This window comes from Petroclostridium xylanilyticum (assembly GCF_002252565.1).
Classification (GTDB): Bacteria; Bacillota; Clostridia; order SK-Y3; family SK-Y3; genus Petroclostridium; species Petroclostridium xylanilyticum.
Map to the genome: position 1 here is coordinate 107,732 of NZ_NPML01000019.1, position 16,593 is coordinate 124,324.

At 39.0% G+C, this 16,593-nt stretch carries 16 protein-coding genes; 3 read left to right on the forward strand and 13 right to left on the reverse strand.

Annotated elements, in window-relative coordinates:
- Positions 1–103: 103 nt before the first annotated feature.
- The 3 genes from CIB29_RS12810 to CIB29_RS12825 all read left to right on the forward strand — a co-directional run bounded on the left by CIB29_RS12810 (position 104) and on the right by CIB29_RS12825 (position 4,506).
- The gene (locus CIB29_RS12810) at positions 104–2,125 is read left to right on the forward strand and encodes a beta-galactosidase (protein ID WP_094550288.1); all 2,022 of its coding nucleotides are present in this window, start codon (positions 104–106) and stop codon (positions 2,123–2,125) included.
- A gap of 344 nt (positions 2,126–2,469) precedes the next feature.
- A complete protein-coding gene (locus tag CIB29_RS12820) occupies positions 2,470–3,855 on the forward strand; it encodes a methyltransferase MtaB domain-containing protein (protein WP_094550292.1) in 1,386 nt (461 codons plus the stop codon).
- 15 nt (positions 3,856–3,870) lie between these two features.
- A complete protein-coding gene (locus CIB29_RS12825; RefSeq protein WP_094550294.1) occupies positions 3,871–4,506 on the forward strand; it encodes a corrinoid protein in 636 nt (211 codons plus the stop codon).
- A 67-nt stretch (positions 4,507–4,573) separates the two neighbouring features.
- Here CIB29_RS12825 and CIB29_RS12830 read toward each other — a convergent pair whose 3' ends face one another.
- From CIB29_RS12830 to CIB29_RS12890, 13 genes are all read right to left on the reverse strand, one after another.
- Entirely contained in the window at positions 4,574–4,747 is a 174-nt protein-coding gene (locus CIB29_RS12830) for a DUF1540 domain-containing protein (protein WP_094550296.1), read from the reverse strand.
- 132 nt (positions 4,748–4,879) lie between these two features.
- Positions 4,880–6,631 (reverse strand): Rrf2 family transcriptional regulator, encoded by a 1,752-nt coding sequence (locus CIB29_RS12835; protein WP_094550298.1) that lies wholly within the window; start codon positions 6,629–6,631, stop codon positions 4,880–4,882.
- A 15-nt stretch (positions 6,632–6,646) separates the two neighbouring features.
- The gene (gene cysD / locus CIB29_RS12840) at positions 6,647–7,447 is read right to left on the reverse strand and encodes a sulfate adenylyltransferase subunit CysD (protein WP_094550300.1); all 801 of its coding nucleotides are present in this window, start codon (positions 7,445–7,447) and stop codon (positions 6,647–6,649) included.
- Between the two features lie 13 nt (positions 7,448–7,460).
- Complete coding sequence (locus CIB29_RS12845; RefSeq protein WP_094550301.1) at positions 7,461–7,775, reverse strand: 4Fe-4S dicluster domain-containing protein; 315 nt, start codon at positions 7,773–7,775, stop codon at positions 7,461–7,463.
- A complete protein-coding gene (locus tag CIB29_RS12850) occupies positions 7,765–9,447 on the reverse strand; it encodes an adenylyl-sulfate reductase subunit alpha (RefSeq protein ID WP_094550303.1) in 1,683 nt (560 codons plus the stop codon). The genes CIB29_RS12845 and CIB29_RS12850 overlap by 11 nt, the downstream gene beginning before the upstream one ends.
- A gap of 15 nt (positions 9,448–9,462) precedes the next feature.
- A complete protein-coding gene (gene cysC / locus CIB29_RS12855; protein WP_094550305.1) occupies positions 9,463–10,059 on the reverse strand; it encodes an adenylyl-sulfate kinase in 597 nt (198 codons plus the stop codon).
- A 36-nt stretch (positions 10,060–10,095) separates the two neighbouring features.
- On the reverse strand, positions 10,096–12,396 hold the full coding sequence (locus tag CIB29_RS12860) for a sulfurtransferase TusA family protein (RefSeq protein ID WP_094550307.1): 2,301 nt from the start codon (positions 12,394–12,396) through the stop codon (positions 10,096–10,098).
- Between the two features lie 15 nt (positions 12,397–12,411).
- Positions 12,412–12,825, reverse strand: a complete 414-nt coding sequence (locus CIB29_RS12865) for a M67 family metallopeptidase (protein ID WP_094550309.1) — start codon at positions 12,823–12,825, stop codon at positions 12,412–12,414.
- A 4-nt stretch (positions 12,826–12,829) separates the two neighbouring features.
- Complete coding sequence (locus CIB29_RS12870) at positions 12,830–13,660, reverse strand: HesA/MoeB/ThiF family protein (protein ID WP_094550311.1); 831 nt, start codon at positions 13,658–13,660, stop codon at positions 12,830–12,832.
- Positions 13,650–13,865 (reverse strand): sulfur carrier protein ThiS, encoded by a 216-nt coding sequence (gene thiS, locus CIB29_RS12875; protein ID WP_094550313.1) that lies wholly within the window; start codon positions 13,863–13,865, stop codon positions 13,650–13,652. The genes CIB29_RS12870 and thiS overlap by 11 nt, the downstream gene beginning before the upstream one ends.
- 34 nt (positions 13,866–13,899) lie before the next feature.
- Positions 13,900–14,616, reverse strand: coding sequence for an ABC transporter permease (locus CIB29_RS12880; protein WP_242965219.1), 717 nt, complete (start codon positions 14,614–14,616; stop codon positions 13,900–13,902).
- Positions 14,606–15,445, reverse strand: coding sequence for an ABC transporter ATP-binding protein (locus CIB29_RS12885; protein WP_094550314.1), 840 nt, complete (start codon positions 15,443–15,445; stop codon positions 14,606–14,608). The genes CIB29_RS12880 and CIB29_RS12885 overlap by 11 nt, the downstream gene beginning before the upstream one ends.
- Before the next feature lie 38 nt (positions 15,446–15,483).
- Positions 15,484–16,524: an aliphatic sulfonate ABC transporter substrate-binding protein gene (locus tag CIB29_RS12890; RefSeq protein ID WP_094550316.1), complete on the reverse strand. Its 1,041-nt coding sequence runs from the start codon at positions 16,522–16,524 to the stop codon at positions 15,484–15,486.
- Positions 16,525–16,593: the final 69 nt, after the last annotated feature.

A 16,593-nucleotide genomic window follows, 5' to 3' on the forward strand; every position in this document is an offset into this window, starting at 1 on the left:
TATTCCTCTTAAAATCCTTTTATTGTCTGGTATATTTATATGCTTTATAATATGAATATAATTACAACTTACAATAAATTTTGATGATCAAGGGGGAATATTGGTGATTAGCAAAAAGCTCCCACATATTTTTTACGGTGGAGATTATAATCCTGAACAATGGTCTGAAGAAATATGGCTGGATGATATGAGGTTGATGCAAAAGGCTGGAGTAAATCTGGTAAGCATTGGAATATTCAGCTGGGCATCACTGCAGCCAAACGAAGATACCTATAACTTTGAATGGTTGGATAAGCTGATGGACTTGCTTGCCCAGAATGGTATATATGCAGATTTAGCGACTGCTACAGCTGCACAGCCGGCATGGCTTTCACAAAAATATAGCGATGTATTGCCTGTTGATATCAAAGGAAATAGATTAAGCTATGGTTCCCGTCAGTCCTACTGTCCTAATAGCATATCTTATAGAAGATTAGGGCAAAAATTAGTACGGATGCTGGCGGAAAGATATAAAGGCCACCCGGCACTTGCTCTATGGCATGTTAACAACGAATACGCATGTCACACTCCCTCATGCTATTGTGATAATTGTGCTGCAACATTTAGAAAGTGGCTGAAAAAAAAGTATGGGTCAATTGAAAATGTAAACAAAGCCTGGGGTACAAATTTCTGGAGCCAGCACTACTATGACTGGGATGAAATTCTCCCTCCAAGGGCAACTACCGCTCAAAATAATCCCGGCCAGGTGCTGGACTACCGGAGATTTATGTCGGATAGTATCTTAGAATTGTACATGGGTGAGAAGGAAATACTCCGGGAAGTTACTCCGGATATCCCTATTACTACTAATTTTATGTCTGACTTTAAACCCCTGGACTACTTCAAATGGGCTGAAAACATAGACGTAATATCATGGGACAGCTATCCCAACCCCGAACCAGGCTATCATCCAGGGTGGGCTGCGCTTAATCATGATATCATGAGAGGGCTAAAAAATGGAAAGCCTTTTATTTTAATGGAACAGGCTCCCAGTCAGGTAAACTGGCGTCCGGTCAATACCAATAAACGTCCCGGTGTTATGAGATTATGGAGTTACCAGGCAATGGCTCATGGCGCAGACGCCATCATGTTTTTCCAGTGGAGACAATCGCTCAAAGGTGCAGAAAAATTTCACAGTGCAATGGTCACCCATACAGGAAATGAAAATTCCAGGGTGTATAGAGAAGTTGAAAAACTGGGAAATGAGTTAAAAGGTTTAAGTGAAATTCTTGACTCAACAGTTTCTGCAAAAACAGCTATTCTTTTCGACTATGAAAACTGGTGGGCTGTCGAATATACACCCGGACCAAGTGAAAATTTGAAATATATGGAGCAGATAAGAAATTATTATAATGCCCTTTTTGATTTGAACATTCCTGTAGATATTGTACCTGTCAATGGCGACTTGAGCAAATACAGCCTTGTAATTGCTCCTCTTATGCATATGGTTAAACCGGGTGTTAAAGAAAACATTGAAAGTTTTGTTTCCAAAGGCGGTACTTTTATTACCACCTTCTTTAGCGGCATCGTAGATGAAAACGACGGAGTATTTCCCGGCGGCTATCCAGGACCTTTGAAAGATGTTCTGGGTATAAAAGTAGAAGAATTCGATGCGCTGGAGCCCCATATGAATAATAAATTTAAAGTTACTCAATATTTGGGAAAAGCCAGCGGAGAATATAATTGCAATCTATGGTGTGATGTAGTCCATACTGACACGGCAAGAATACTGGCTGTATTTACTGAGGATTATTATGCCGGATATCCTTGCATAACTGAAAATAGCTTTGGCAAAGGGAAGGCATATTATATCGCTACCCAGCCGGAACAGGATTTTATTAAAGAATTTCTAAAGTACATCTGCCGGATTGATAATATAGTTCCACCCCTGGATGTACCGGAAGGCGTAGAGGTTATGCCGCGTGTAAAAGATGGAAAAGAATATTTATTTATTCTAAATCATAACAACAGTGAGATAAATATTATACTTCCCCCTGGTGAGTATATAGACTTGGTCAGCAATAAAATTATAAACAACACTTTAAAGCTGCCGCCAAAAGAAGTTATGATTCTGAATCAGAAATAGTTGGAAATACGGTATAAAATTAGGAGTAAAGAATAAGATAATATTCTTTACTCCTTTTTAGATTATAACTAATACCCTATATATTTTCCATAGGTTTTTTGGTCATCATGTGCATCTCATGCGGTGGAACAAGTTGTTGTGCAGGCGGGCATTGAATTCCCGGTATCGGCGGCACAGGTCTGCCGGTGCTTAATTTTATTGTACTTTTTCATGATTTTTCATACTATTTTTATATGTTTAATCAACTTTATGATATATTGCAAAAAATATATAAATTTTACAAGAGCAAATTTTAAAACCGTATTAAAATCAAGCCATAAAGTTCAAAAAAGGAGTGAGGAAAAATGTCAAATAAAAAATTTAATGATCTGGTTTATAAAAATGTAGATGAGCTTGTTTATGGCTCTTCAAAAAATCCGGTAACCTGTAAAAACGGAATGGTAATAGGTGGTGGACAAATTCTTCCGGAGGTTAATTTTACGTTGCCTCCAATGAGCGTAACAAAACAAACAATGCCTGAGGTTTTAAGACAGTATAAAGGCATCATCGAAGACATATGTAAGCGTGCAAAAGAATTACACGTGCCGGGATTTGTGGCGGAAATTGAACTGCTTCCTCCGATGACCTTCAACCCTGCATGGGGAATAGAAATTACCAAGACTGTCAGGGATGTAATGTATGAATATGAAGCTAAACATGGCTTAAAAAGCGCCTTAAGAATCACTCCAAATGATATAAGGGAAGGCAAGGAAGTAACACACATGTGGCACGGGGAACACTGGGAAAACATGTTGAAGACCTTTGAAGGTTGTGCAAACGCAGGTGCGGATTTCCTTTCTATTGAATCAATCGGCGGTAAGGAAATTCATGATGATGCAATCATGTTCTGTGACATTTCAAAATCCTTATTTGCACTTAGCATTTTAGGAACAAAAGATATGTCCAAGCTGTGGCAAGCTATTGTCGATATCGCTGATAAGACCGGTACCATTGCAGCGGGCGATACGGCATGTGGATTTGGTAATACGGCAATGGTACTGGCTGACCGTGGATATGTGCCTAGAGTATTCGCAGCAGTAGTTAGGGTAATGACTGCCGTAAGAAGCCTTGTAGCCTTTGAAGAAGGTGCTGTAGGACCTCACAAGGATTGCGGATATGAAGGAGTATATATTAAGGCAATTACCGGCTCCCCAATTTCTATGGAAGGTAAGTCCAGCGCCTGTGCTCATTTAAGTCCGGTTGGTAATATCGCTGCTGCTCTGGCTGACCTCTGGAGTAATGAATCTGTACAGAACATCAAACTTTTAGGCGGTATGGCGCCTACCGTTTCATTGGAACAACTGGCCTATGACTGTAGATTGATGAATACTGCTACGGCAAAAGGTAGTAAATATTCAATACTCATACGTGACCTATTAAGTGACTCAGACAGCAAACTGGACCCTCAGGCATATATATTGCGTCCTGATGTTGTTGTAAAAATTGCCGGGGAAATGATTAAGGAAAATGGTCATTTCAATAGGACTAAAAGGGCTGCTCAGGTAACTATAGATGAATTAAGAAAAGCTATCGCCGACAAAAAAGTGTTTGTTGAAGAAAAAGATTCAATGTGGCTGGATACCATTGAAAGTCAACTGGAATTAATACCTGCTGATGAAGAAACCTTTATCCAACAAATGCTGGAAGAGAATGAATCAGATAAATTTGAGCCTAAAAAGTATGATATGTAAATGGAGGATATGAAGATGGGAATTTTGTTAGAAATATCTGAAGCTTTACAAAAAGGTAGTGCTAAAGTAGTGGGTGCTAAAACCCAGGAAGCGTTAAATCAAGGAATTGCGCCTGCGGCAATACTGAATGATGGACTTCTGGCAGGAATGGGAATTATTGGATCAAAATTTAAAAACAATGAAGTGTATGTACCTGAAGTGCTTATAGCTGCCCGTGCTATGCACGCAGGTTTGAATATACTTAAACCTAAGTTAGTTGAAACCGGTGTAAAACCTATTGGTAAGGTTGTATTGGGGACTGTAAAGGGTGACCTTCATGATATCGGAAAAAATCTTGTTGGAATGATGATGGTTGGGGCCGGTTTGGAAGTAATTGACCTGGGTATAGATGTTCCTAAAGAAAAATTTGTTGAAGCTGTAAAGGAACATCAACCAAAAATTGTAGCACTTTCCGCTCTTTTAACCACTACAATGTCTGAACAAAGGGTGGTAATAGAGGCATTAAAAGAAGCCGGATTAAGAGACCAGGTCAAAGTAATGGTGGGTGGTGCCCCTGTCACCGAAACCTTTGCAAGAGAAATAGGAGCTGATGCCTATACACCTGATGCTGCCTCAGCAGCTGAAGTTGCAAAGCAGTTTGCATTGGCGTAAAAATATGATTATTAGAAAATATTAAAGGAATAGTTCAAAGTGAACTATTCCTTTAATATTTTCTAATTTACCTGGGCATAAAAGTTGCGCAGTCGGTTTCCTGTGAATTATGTGCATTTCGTGGCTGAATTTCAATTTTTGCGGCGTTGCAGTAATCTCCTTCAGCATAGTAGTGGCAAGTATTTACCACGCATTTTACACCGGAAAGGTGTTGATTCTTTTTCTCTACCCTACCTTGCATAAAAGTATACCTCCTGTAATTGAAATAGAATTCTTATTTATTATCATCTTTTTAAAAACATTCTATTCAAATATTTAAAATAGTAACTTAAGGTATACTTTGTATAACAAAAATACATATCATTGTTAACAGTTAAATATAGTACATGTTAGCTGAATTGCTATTAGATTTTTTATACTCCCGCACTAAATCCTCTAATGCAATGGCGCCAACGATAGCATTAATACTTTCATTAATCTTTTCCCATACATTCACCGCTAAACTATTTTCCACGCCGTTTTTTATATTGGCTTCTGTAATACTTTCATCAATAATGGATAAGCTTTCTTCAAACGTCTGCAACACCTCACCTACTGTTATGCTTAAAGCACGCTCTCCTAAAACATACCTTTTCCGTGTGCCCTCTATACTTTTCACTAACCCCGCTTTTATAAGTGCAGGAAGAATCTGCTCTAAATAAGTATCGGGTATATTCTGCCTTTTCGCTATATCCTCCAGTGTTACCTCATGGTCTGTAGAATTAATTGCAATATCTACTACCGTTCTCAAACCATATCTTCCCTTTTTAGAAATATCCATTTTTAAGCATCCCATAAAAATTCTGATATGGTCTTCCAATTGTGTAATATTTCCGGCATCCTCAACAGGTGCTACAATAATTCCTCCACCGCTTACATCAAACCCATCTACAATAACAAATCTACCGGTGTTTTGATTATCTTTAAATTTATCAAAGCAAACAGCTTGTTTTGTTTTTATGGTCACTTTCGCCACATCATTTATTTTTACTTCACTTGCATTTTCAATGGTTTCAAGGGTTGAAGCGTCTACCACTTTATCAATAGAAAAAATTTCACATTCCACTTCCTGGGTGGTTAACTTAAGTTTATATTTTTTATTTTTTACCAAATCCTGTTTACCCAGCCAGAACAGATTTGCTTTGAAAAGCTCTCCAATAAAAGGTACATCCTCTTTGTGGGAAATGAGCTCTCCTCTTTTGTTGAAGAATTCATCTTCCACGGTAATGCCCACAGACATTCCCGCCTGTACACTATCTCTTTTGTCTTTTTCTACCCAGTACTCTATGGTCTTTACGCGGGTCACCTTATTACCTGGGGAAATAAGTATTTCATCACCCACCTTTAATTGTCCGGTTTCTATTCTCCCGGCAATGATTCTCCTGTCATCAAATTTATATACATCCTGGATGGGAAACCTTAAAGGTTTATCGCTAAGTTCCTTGTCTTTTTCAAAAAGGTCTATGGCTTTAAGGATAGGTTCTCCATCATACCATGGCATTTTTTCAGATGGAACGGTCATATTTTCCCCTAAAAATGCAGATACCGGAATATACTTCTGGGGATATACACCCAGATTATTTAAAAACTCATTCATTTCATTACGGATTTGATTGAATCTTTCCTCCGAATAATCTACCAGGTCCATTTTATTTACGATAACATATACTTTTTGGATTCCAAGAAGAGAAAGGATGTAGCCATGCCTTTTGGACTGTTCCTGGACACCTTCATAGGCATCTACCAGCAAAAGTGCCGCCTCTGCACTGGCTGCCCCCGATACCATATTCTTTAGAAATTCTTTATGTCCCGGTGCGTCTATGATTACATAGTCTCTTCTTTCGGTATGAAACTGCAGCTGGGTTGTGTCTATTGTAATTCCCTGCCGCTGTTCTTCTTCAAAGGCATCTAAAAGATATGCATACTCAAAAGGCTTCCCTTTTTCTTTGGAAATTCTTTTGACTCTCTCAATAGCACCTTCAGGCAATGATTTTGTATCATAAAGGAGTCTTCCAATCAATGTCGATTTCCCATGGTCTACATGACCTACTACAACAATTTTTAACGTTTCTCTTATACCGGACATAATATGCCTCCCTCCTCACATATACCCATCTTTTCGAAGCTTTTGCATTGCGTGTGCATCTTCCTGGTCCTGTGCTCTTCCTGCACGCTCGCTCACCTTTGTGTGTTTTAATTCTTCTATAATTTCATCAATAGTGGTTGCCGTTGATTCTATCTGCCCTGTACAAGGTGCGCAGCCAAGACTCCTGTATCTTCTTCCATCTTTAGCAAAATAAAGGTCAACCAGCGGAATATTCTCTCTCTTTATATATGCCCAGATATCAATCTCGTTCCAATGTAAAATTGGATGCACACGGATGTGATTACCTTTTGGAAAATCTGTTTTAAACTGGTCCCATAATTCGGGAGGCTGATTGGTGTAATCCCATTCCGAATCCCTATTTCTTTCACTAAATACCCTTTCCTTTGAACGGGAACCTTCCTCATCTCTTCTGATCCCTAAAATCAATCCTTCAAATTCATATTTTTTTACTACCTGCTGGAGGGCATCGGTTTTGAGTGCCTTGCAGCACACCAGCCTCCCCTGTTCCGGTCCCATTCCGGCTTTAAGCGCCTCTTCATTTTTGTGTACAATAAGGTCCAGATTATATTCTTTAGCAATTCTGTCTCTGTAGGCTATCATTTCGGGAATTTTGTAAGTAGTATCTACATGAATGAAGGGAAACGGACAATGCCCGAAAAATGCTTTTTTAGCCAGCCATAACAATACGGTTGAATCCTTTCCGATGGACCACAACATGCCCAATTTGCCAAACTTTTTATATGCCTCTCTTAATATATAAATACTCTGTGCTTCTAACCGGTCTAAATGTTCCATAGGTTCTACCTCCTCAATACTTATTGGATTCCTTTTGGTTAATGATTATCATTTGTTCTTCTCCACTGGCTTTAACAATAAACCAATGTAAAAAGTCCTTTTCTTTTTTTGTATATAAAAATGCCCCTTTTCCGCCTATGTCCGCTCCAAGATAGTACTTTATGGCACCTGCCGGGCATTCTTTAAGGCAGGCTGTACACCCCCAGCATTCCTTTGGGTATTTTATAAAAGCCTTGTTCAAATTATCCCTGTACAAAAGATTTCCCGGACAGACGTTAAGGCATTTCCCGCAGGCCATGCATTTTTCTTTGTCTATTCTAATGCTCATAGATTTCATCTCTTCCTATCAAATCTCTGAATACAATTTCTAATTTTCCGTCCTCGTAACGTGAATTCACATATTTTCGCCAATGCTCATCATCTTTTTCGGGATAATCCGCATTTTCCTGATAACAGGGCCACCTTGTTTCCTTCCTTGCCTCCAGATGGCAAATAAGTACTTTGCAGATATCCAGGCGGTCTATGATTTCATGAATAAATAAGAGCTGATGCAAATCTTTTGCTTTTAAGTTTTTGCTTATTTCTATCAGTTCTTCAATACGCTGTCCGGCTATTTTTAATTTATTGGCATTTACGACGTAACCTGCAGAAATCCCTCCGGCGTATTCATCCATTACCTTTTGCATAGCTTCTTCAACCTCTTCTATGCTGTACAAGCTTTCTCCTTCTTCCAGGAACCGGTTTACGCTTTGAAGTTTTTCCTCTATTTTTGAAGTATCAAGTCTTTCTATACTTTTGCCGGTTATATATTCAAGGGCTGACATAGCAGCAATTTCACCTTCTGCAAAACACCCGGTAACATATTTTTTAGGACTTCCTCCGGCTACATCCCCTGCAGCATACAGTCCCTCAAGGGTGGTGGCCCTTCTGGTGTCCACCCAATACCCGCTTGCAGTATGTCCTCCTACAATATAAGGCTCTGTCCCCTCTATCTCCACGTCCTCATCCCTGGGACCCCTGCCGGCTTCTACCCATTTTAGCGTTTGGGCAGGTGCCATGTTGAGATATGCCTTGTATAATTCTTCCTGCTGCTCTCTTGTAATTCCCCGGGTCTGTAAATAGCAAGGGCCTTTACCGCTCTTATTTTCTGATACAGTGGCATACAGACGCATTGAGGTGGAAGGGTTACCATATTTCTTCACATAGTCTTCTCCCCGGCTGTTTATCTGCTTTGCCCTGATTCCCTGAGCAATGGTCCCGGTGGGTGCGATTGTATCTTTGCACCTTAAAGCAATAAACCGCATCTCAAAGGTTGTCATTTCTGCACCGGCCCTGATTCCCATTGCATATCCCGCTCCTGTATTAAAAGGACTATACCACATCTTATGTCTTGAAAATCCGGGATTATTAGGTTTGTATAGTCCCGACGCTCCCCCGGTGGTACAAATCACTGCTTTGGCATAAATCACATAGAAGATGTTTTCCTCAAGAGAGAATCCGTAAGCCCCTATGACTCTCTTACCCTTTACGATATAGTCAATTATGTTTACTCTGTTTAAAACCTGTATATTTTCCTTTTGCCGTACCGCTTCTGCAAGAATAGGTTTAATGTTTTCACCGTTAATCTTAATGCTTCTTTTGCCTCTGGAGACGTAGTTGCCTGCTTCATCTTTCAATATGGTAAGGCCCAGACTTTCAATTTTTTCAGTCACTTTGTTAAGTCTTTTTGCAATGGTATATACTAAATCTTCCCTGACCACTCCTTCGGAATCCTTTCTTACATAGTCCACATAGGATTCGGGCGTTTCTCCTTCGGTAATATAAGCATTAAGTGCATTTACTCCTGCTGCAAGACAGCCGCTTCGCTTAATATTGGCCTTATCTGCTATAATCACCTTTGCCTTTGACTGTTCTGCAATGGTGATGGCACTATAGCAGCCTGCCGCTCCTCCACCGATAATCAGAATATCACTTTCAAGGGTTTTCAATTCTAAAGTCATATAATCCCCCTCGTATTAAGATTCAATCCCTAAATACCTTATAATTCTATCTACACATTCTTCAATGGTCTGTTTATCTGTACTAATCGTAATTTCAGGGTTTTCAGGTTTTTCATAGGGTGAACTGATACCGGTAAATTCCTTTATTTCTCCTCTTCTTGCTTTTCTATATAAGTTTTTTGGGTCCCGGGATTCACATACTTCCAGAGAGCAGTCTACAAAAATCTCTATAAAATTTTCTTTGAGAAGCTCTCTGACCTTTTGGCGGTCTTCTTTTAAAGGAGAAATAAAAGTAGCAAGGGTGATGATTCCGGCATCCACAAAAAGTTTGCCTACTTCTCCTATTCTTCTTATATTTTCCTTCCGGTCCTCCACACTAAACCCTAAGTCTCTGTTTAACCCGTGTCTTATATTGTCTCCATCCAGCAGGTAGGTCAGCTTTCCCATTTCAAAAAGCCTTTTTTCCAGCGCATTGGCTATTGTGGATTTCCCTGCTCCCGATAAACCTGTAAACCAGAGCAGCAATCCCTTTTGCTTTAATAGCCTTTCCCTGTCTTCTTTTGTAACACTTGCATGATGCCACATTACATTACTTGACCGTTGATTTTCCATGGCTCCCCCTTCTTTTCACAATTGCCTTCTGCCTGCTTATACTTTTTTCTTTACAGTTAAAAGGTTGTATCCATCATAACCTGCATCAATGGATACTATTTCATGCCCTTCTGCTTCAACACTTTTAGGGACATTTTGTATAGGTTCTCCGTCGTCTAAATAAAAACCAATGGTTTCTCCCGGGGCGATTTTGGATAGTTCAATTTTTACTTTTACAAAGTTGATTGGACATTTTACTCCTCTAAAATCTACAACTTTTCCTTTTAAATTTTCTTTTTCTTTATGTGAATCGGATATATTTTGCTCTTGTACATCTTCTTTAGGTAGTGTAATTTCCAGTTGTGAATTTAAAGAAGAATATAATGCCTTTACTCTTGAAACCAGATATTCAACTTCGCTGTAGTATTCTGAAAGACTTTCCAAATCTCCCAATTTAAAATCTATAAAATTATCTATTAATTTCTGTATACTTCTTTTCACATAGCCTGTTTCTATAAAGTGCTTGTTAAATTCTTCAAATATCTCTCTTTCTTTATTGGTATCAATTCCTTTCAGGATCAAAAGTGCCCTTGCAGCAGAAAGTCCCGCCTGATATAACTTTAATGACTGTGCATCAGCTTTAAATTCTTCTATATACCTATCTGCATTGGATAAGTCAAGCTGGATGACATCCAACACCCCTGCACTGCATTCCCCCGGCCCTCTTCCTTTTAGAGAAAATTCCTCCTCAGCTCCAAAATCAAAATATAAGTCAGAATTTTTTTCTATTGATTCAACATCACCATATTCTTTTATGAGCTGCGCTATCGTTTCTTTTTCTTTTTCTAAAAATTCTTCGAAAGAAGAATTTCCGGATTTTTGTTTTAAATTTGCCAGGGTATAAAGAAACTCAGGAATTCTTTTAGCCGGAAGATCTCCCTGGGGAGTTCCAAGCACTGCTTTATCTGCTCCTACATTTCCTCCAAAATAAACTGTATACATGGGAATCAGGCCATGTTCTGTCCTTTGCGCCTTTCCGGAAAAACCAATTCTTCCTTTTTGATGTTGCCCGCAGGAATTTGGACATCCTGAAATAAAGATTTTGGGAAGAGCCTCTTTTACTTCATCCTCTGCATTTTTAAACCGCTCTTTTATTGCAGATAAAAGATTTTGCGATAAGCATAAACCTAACTGGCATGTGGCAGCTCCTGCACAGGCTACGGAATTGTCAATATCAAAAGGAGAAATGAATTCCGAAATGATATCAAGCAATCTGTCTGCATCTTCTCCATTTAAATCCCTTACGAAGAATCCCTGGGTACTGGTTAACCGGATGGAAATCGCATATCCTAAATTATTTAGAAACGAAAGAATTTTGTTTAAATTATTTGTACTTAAGTTTCCATTTTCAGGATGAATATATACCGAATAAAGCCCTTTTTCTTTTTGCTCAAATAGAAGATTGCTTCTGGACTGTGCCGTCTTCCCAACTGTTTTTTGCGTATTTTCCTCCGGTACTTCAAGCTCTAATTTTCTTTCGCTTTTTACTTTTTCCACCTGTTGCCTGTACATTTTTCTGAATTCTTCTTCGCCTATCCTATGCACAATGTGCCGTATTCTCGCTTTATGTTTGTTGCTCCGGTCCCCTTCCTTTTCAAATAACTCTTTCATTGCCTGCACATGATAAAGTACTTCCTCCGCCGGAATTGTCTCTTCCAATTTTAAAGACACCCTGGAGTTTCCACCCAGGCCTCCGCCGCCATAAACTTCAAAAGCCTTTTTTCCTGCCTGTATTTTAGCGATAAACCCTAAATCAGCAATGGTTGCATTGGCTGTGTCTTCCCGACTATTGGAATAGGCAATTTTAAATTTTCTGGGAAGATTATAAACCGTTGGATCCTGCAAAAGATAATTAGTAGTCTCAACTGCATAAGGTGTAACATCAAATACCTCGTCCACAGCTACCCCGGAAAGAGGAGAGCAAGCTACATTTCTAGGGGTGTTTCCTCCTGTCCCTCTTGTAACCATGCCTACTTCCAAAAGTTCTTCCATAATATTTACCGTATCTTCAATGGTTACCCCGTGAAGCTGGACATCCTGCCTTGTGGTGAAATGAACTTTTCCATGGGCGTACCGGTCTGCCACTTCACTGATTTTTTGAAGCTGCTGTAGGCTGATAACTCCGCCTGCCACCCTCACCCGGGTCATGTAGGTTTCTTTTTTCCTTTGTTCATATACTCCCATGGGGACTCTAAAGGTTTTAAACCGGATTGCCTCTATGCTTCCCTTTTTATACCCATTGACCCTATTCTTATATTCTTTTATATCCTGCCTTATCTGTTCCGGTATCCTTAACACAATACCCCTCCCCTATTACACAATTTCCACTTCGAGTTTTTCTACATTTTTGTTTTTATCAATTTTGAATATATTAAAAACTGGTTCTTCTTTTTCTAAGGACAATATTCCGTAAACCGCCTCAGCATCAAAGGCTAATCTCTTATCTTCTTCCGAAGGCCTTGAAGGAGTATAAGGATGAGAATGATAATTTCCCAGAAGTTCCAGACCTTCTTTTCTCATTTGTTTTACTACTGCAAACTGTTCTTTTGGGTCCATAGAAAAATGCTCGCTGCTTTGATCTACATTTTTCACTGCATAAATCTCCCGGATTAAAATTAAGCCCTCTTTCTTTTTGCCTCCCAGCAGTCCGCAGCACTCATAAGGAAATTCTTTTTTTGCATGAGAGATAATCTTTTCATAATTTTCCTTTGATAAAACAACAACCATTCAATCACCCCTTTAAGGTGCCACTTTTCAGATCACAAACCGGCCTGCTGTAATCAATTAAATTTTTAATGATTGGTTCCTTTCCGCAAACCCCGCAATCCGGATTATGTCTTACTTTTATTTTTCTAAATTCCATTCGCAGTGCATCATAGGTCAGAAGATACCCTGAGAGGGATTCTCCCAGTCCCAGTATATACTTAATGGCTTCCGTCGCCTGCAATGTTCCGACTACCCCTCCCATAACACCTAATACCCCCGCTTCGCGGCAGGTAGGCACCAGCCCTTCTGGTGGCGGCTCTTTAAAGATACACCGGTAACACGGGGCATTTTCTCCTGGAACGTAGGTGGTCAGCTGCCCATGAAAACGGATAATTCCTGCGTGGGAAAAGGGTTTTTGTGCAAGAACACAGGCATCATTGATTAAGAATTTAGCCGCAAAATTGTCGGTCCCATCAATAATAAAGTCATAATCCTGGTCTTTTATAATATCTAAAATATTTGAAGAATCTACAAAGGTGTTGTAGGTAATAACATTGACATCGGGATTCATTTCATTGATGGTTTCTTTTCCTGACTGTACTTTTAATTTTCCGATATCTTTTGTTTGATGAATAATTTGCCTCTGTAAATTGGATAAATCCACTACGTCCCCATCCACCAGACCAATGGTTCCTATCCCTGCTGCTGCCAAAAACATCGCTGCCGGCGCTCCCAAGCCACCAGTCCCAATAACAAGGACTTTAGATTGCAGTAATTTCTCCTGTCCTTCTACGCCAACTTCCTGTAAGATAATGTGGCGTGAATATCTTTCAATTTGTTGTTCATTAAAATCCAATGCTTCCACCCCCCATGAAATAAAGCATCTCCAGTTCATCATTTTCCTTGATAATGGTTTTTTCATATTCTTCTTTAGAAAGGATTTGTTCGTTTAACTGTACTGTTACCATATCCGGCATTTCAATTTTCTGGATTACTAAAAATTCTGCTATGTTCACCCCTTCTTGCACTTCTATCCAATTACCGTTTAATTTTACCTTCATTGTCCCATCCTCCTATTTTTGTATTTTCTTATTTTCATATTCTATCCAATCCCCATCTGTATCTTATGTTAGATTCAATTCTGCCAAAGAAAAGTTTATCTACTATTAATCCAAGTATTATAATTACAATCATGACAGCCATAACCTGGCTTATGTCTGCAAGTTCTCTTCCCATCATCAGCACCTGTCCTAATCCTATTGAGGCTGACATCATCTCGCCTGCCATTAATGCCCTCCAGGCAAATGACCATCCCTGTTTCATTCCTGAAATAATACTCGGTAGTGCAGCAGGAATAATAATGTTCCAATATGTTTTTATTCCCCTTGCTCCCATCGTTTTAGCAGCCCTGATATATAGCGGATTTACATTTTTAATTCCAGACTCAATGGCTATCGTAATGGCAAAAGTTGAGCCGATGGCTATCACAAATATAATTGCACTTTCATTAAGTCCATACCAGAGAATGGCAAAGGGTAACCAGCAAATGTTGGGAAGTGTTTGAAGTCCTACAATTAATGAGCTAAGATTTTCATCTATATATTTAAATCTTACAATCATAAGCCCCAGTATTACTCCTATTACCAATGAAATGAGATACCCAGCTGCAATTCTCTTTAAACTTGCCAGGATAGCGATTCCAAGCGTATTATCCATTATTAATCCGGCTAAGGTTTTCAATACGTCAATTGGAGAAGGAAAGATATACGGCTTCCAAATACCTAAAAACTCTACACCCACTCTATAAACCAATTCCCATATAATTATCAGTATTAGATAGAACAGTGTCCTTTTGAATATTCCAATCGCTATCGTACTCGGATTTTGCAACCTTTTCCACCTCCTCCTTCAATGCTCCCATGATATCGGCAACCATGTATGTCAAATCCAGACTTTCTAATTGTCTTGGCCGGGCAAGCTGTATATTAAATTCTTTTTTTACTCTCCCCGGGTTAGCAGCCATCACTATCACCCTGTCGGCCAACAGTACAGCTTCTTCTACATCATGGGTGACAAATATGATTGTTTTCTTGGTCTCCCACCAAATTCGCTGCAGTTCCAACCGTAAGATGCTCTTTGTCTGGCTGTCCAATGCGGCAAAAGGCTCATCCATAAGCAAGACTTCCGAATCAAGGGTTAAAGCCCTGGCAAGTGCCACCCTTTGCCTCATACCACCCGACAATTCATGGATAAAGGAGTTTTGAAACTTTGTTAGATGAACTAATTTAAGGTATTTTAGCGCTTTTTCCCTTCGCTGATTTTTTGGTATTCCGGCCATCTTCATTCCAAACTCTACATTTTCTATGACGCTAAGCCACGGAAATAATGCTGATTCTTGGAACATTACTGCCCTATCGGGACCGGCTTCCTTTACCTCTTTACCATTTAATATGACAGTACCTTCCGATGCTTTTTCCAGTCCAGCTATAATATTTAATAGTGTTGACTTACCACATCCTGAAGGGCCCACAAGACATACAAATTCTCCTTGTTTAAATTCAAGGGTTACTTTATCCAGGGTATAGGTTTTCTTATGTCTGGTTATAAACTGTTTGCTCACACCATTAACAATTAAACTCAAAATCAACACCTCACAGAATCACCGTCTTTATCCATCTATTACTTTACCTCTTGTACTCCTTTTTCTTTTAAGACCCTGTTGAGAATCTCAAGATTCAACAAATTTTCTGCATCTGGAGCTTGTTTTAAATTTCTTATATTCATAGAAAGCGTTATAAATTCTTTTATTGAATCTATTTCCGGATTGGTTGTGATCACTAATCTTTTGAATGATTCATCTAGGACATCTTTTGACAATGATTTTTTAGTCAATTCATTGATTTGTGCATTTACGGTTTCTTTGGCTTTATCCACATTTTCATTGACGTACTCTGTCAACTCAACATGAGTCCTCAAAAATTTCTCTACAATATCAGGATATTCCTTTAAAAACTTTGTCCTTACAATGACTACAGCCGCAGCGTATTTTCCGTCTCTCCATACCTGGTCATAATCCAATACGATGTTCGCATTTACTTCTTTTACTAATCTAGATCCCCATGGTTCGGGAACTAACGCTGCATCTATATCCCCTTTATCAAGGAGTATCTTTATATCAGAGTTTGCTGCCTGCCGTATTTCAACAGTACCACCTTTCGTAGTACATTTAAGTCCATACTGCTGTAAAAGATATCTAAGAATTAAATCCTGCGTATTGCCAAACTGTGGGACAGCAATTCTCTTACCGCTTAAATCTTTAATATCTTTAATTGCCGTATCTTTTCTTGAAACTAGTATTGCTCCTGCATTTGTCGCCCCAGATATTATCTGAAGTTCACCTTTTGATTTTACATATCCATTAATTGCCGGCCCGGGACCTATGTATCCTATATCTATTTCACCTGCCAGCAGTGCTTCTATTTCCGATGACCCTGCATTAAACTGTTTCCACTCTATCTTAATGTTATCACCTAAAGCTTTTTGAAATTGACCTTCTGCCTTACCTATAAGCGCTTGCGAATGTGTTATATTTGGGAAATAAGCAATTCTTACAGTTAGATTTCCATCTTCTTTTTTAGCAGAACAAGCAGTAAAGGTCCCTACTAAAAAAATGAGTACAAAAAATACCATTATAACCTTAGTGATTCTATTGATATTCATCTGAGTTCTCCTAAAATAATATATTCATATCTGTTTACTATGTTTTTTGTTTATTTTTAACCCTCACCA

Coding starts and splice junctions, on each gene's coding strand:
- CIB29_RS12820 (WP_094550292.1), top strand. CDS start 2,470: ATGTCAAATAAAAAATTTAATGATCTGGTTTATAAAAATGTAGATGAG.
- CIB29_RS12825 (WP_094550294.1), top strand. CDS start 3,871: ATGGGAATTTTGTTAGAAATATCTGAAGCTTTACAAAAAGGTAGTGCT.
- CIB29_RS12830 (WP_094550296.1), bottom strand. CDS start 4,747: ATGCAAGGTAGGGTAGAGAAAAAGAATCAACACCTTTCCGGTGTAAAA.
- CIB29_RS12835 (WP_094550298.1), bottom strand. CDS start 6,631: ATGTCCGGTATAAGAGAAACGTTAAAAATTGTTGTAGTAGGTCATGTA.
- cysD (WP_094550300.1), bottom strand. CDS start 7,447: ATGGAACATTTAGACCGGTTAGAAGCACAGAGTATTTATATATTAAGA.
- CIB29_RS12845 (WP_094550301.1), bottom strand. CDS start 7,775: ATGAGCATTAGAATAGACAAAGAAAAATGCATGGCCTGCGGGAAATGC.
- CIB29_RS12850 (WP_094550303.1), bottom strand. CDS start 9,447: ATGACTTTAGAATTGAAAACCCTTGAAAGTGATATTCTGATTATCGGT.
- cysC (WP_094550305.1), bottom strand. CDS start 10,059: ATGGAAAATCAACGGTCAAGTAATGTAATGTGGCATCATGCAAGTGTT.
- CIB29_RS12865 (WP_094550309.1), bottom strand. CDS start 12,825: ATGGTTGTTGTTTTATCAAAGGAAAATTATGAAAAGATTATCTCTCAT.
- thiS (WP_094550313.1), bottom strand. CDS start 13,865: ATGAAGGTAAAATTAAACGGTAATTGGATAGAAGTGCAAGAAGGGGTG.
- CIB29_RS12890 (WP_094550316.1), bottom strand. CDS start 16,524: ATGAATATCAATAGAATCACTAAGGTTATAATGGTATTTTTTGTACTC.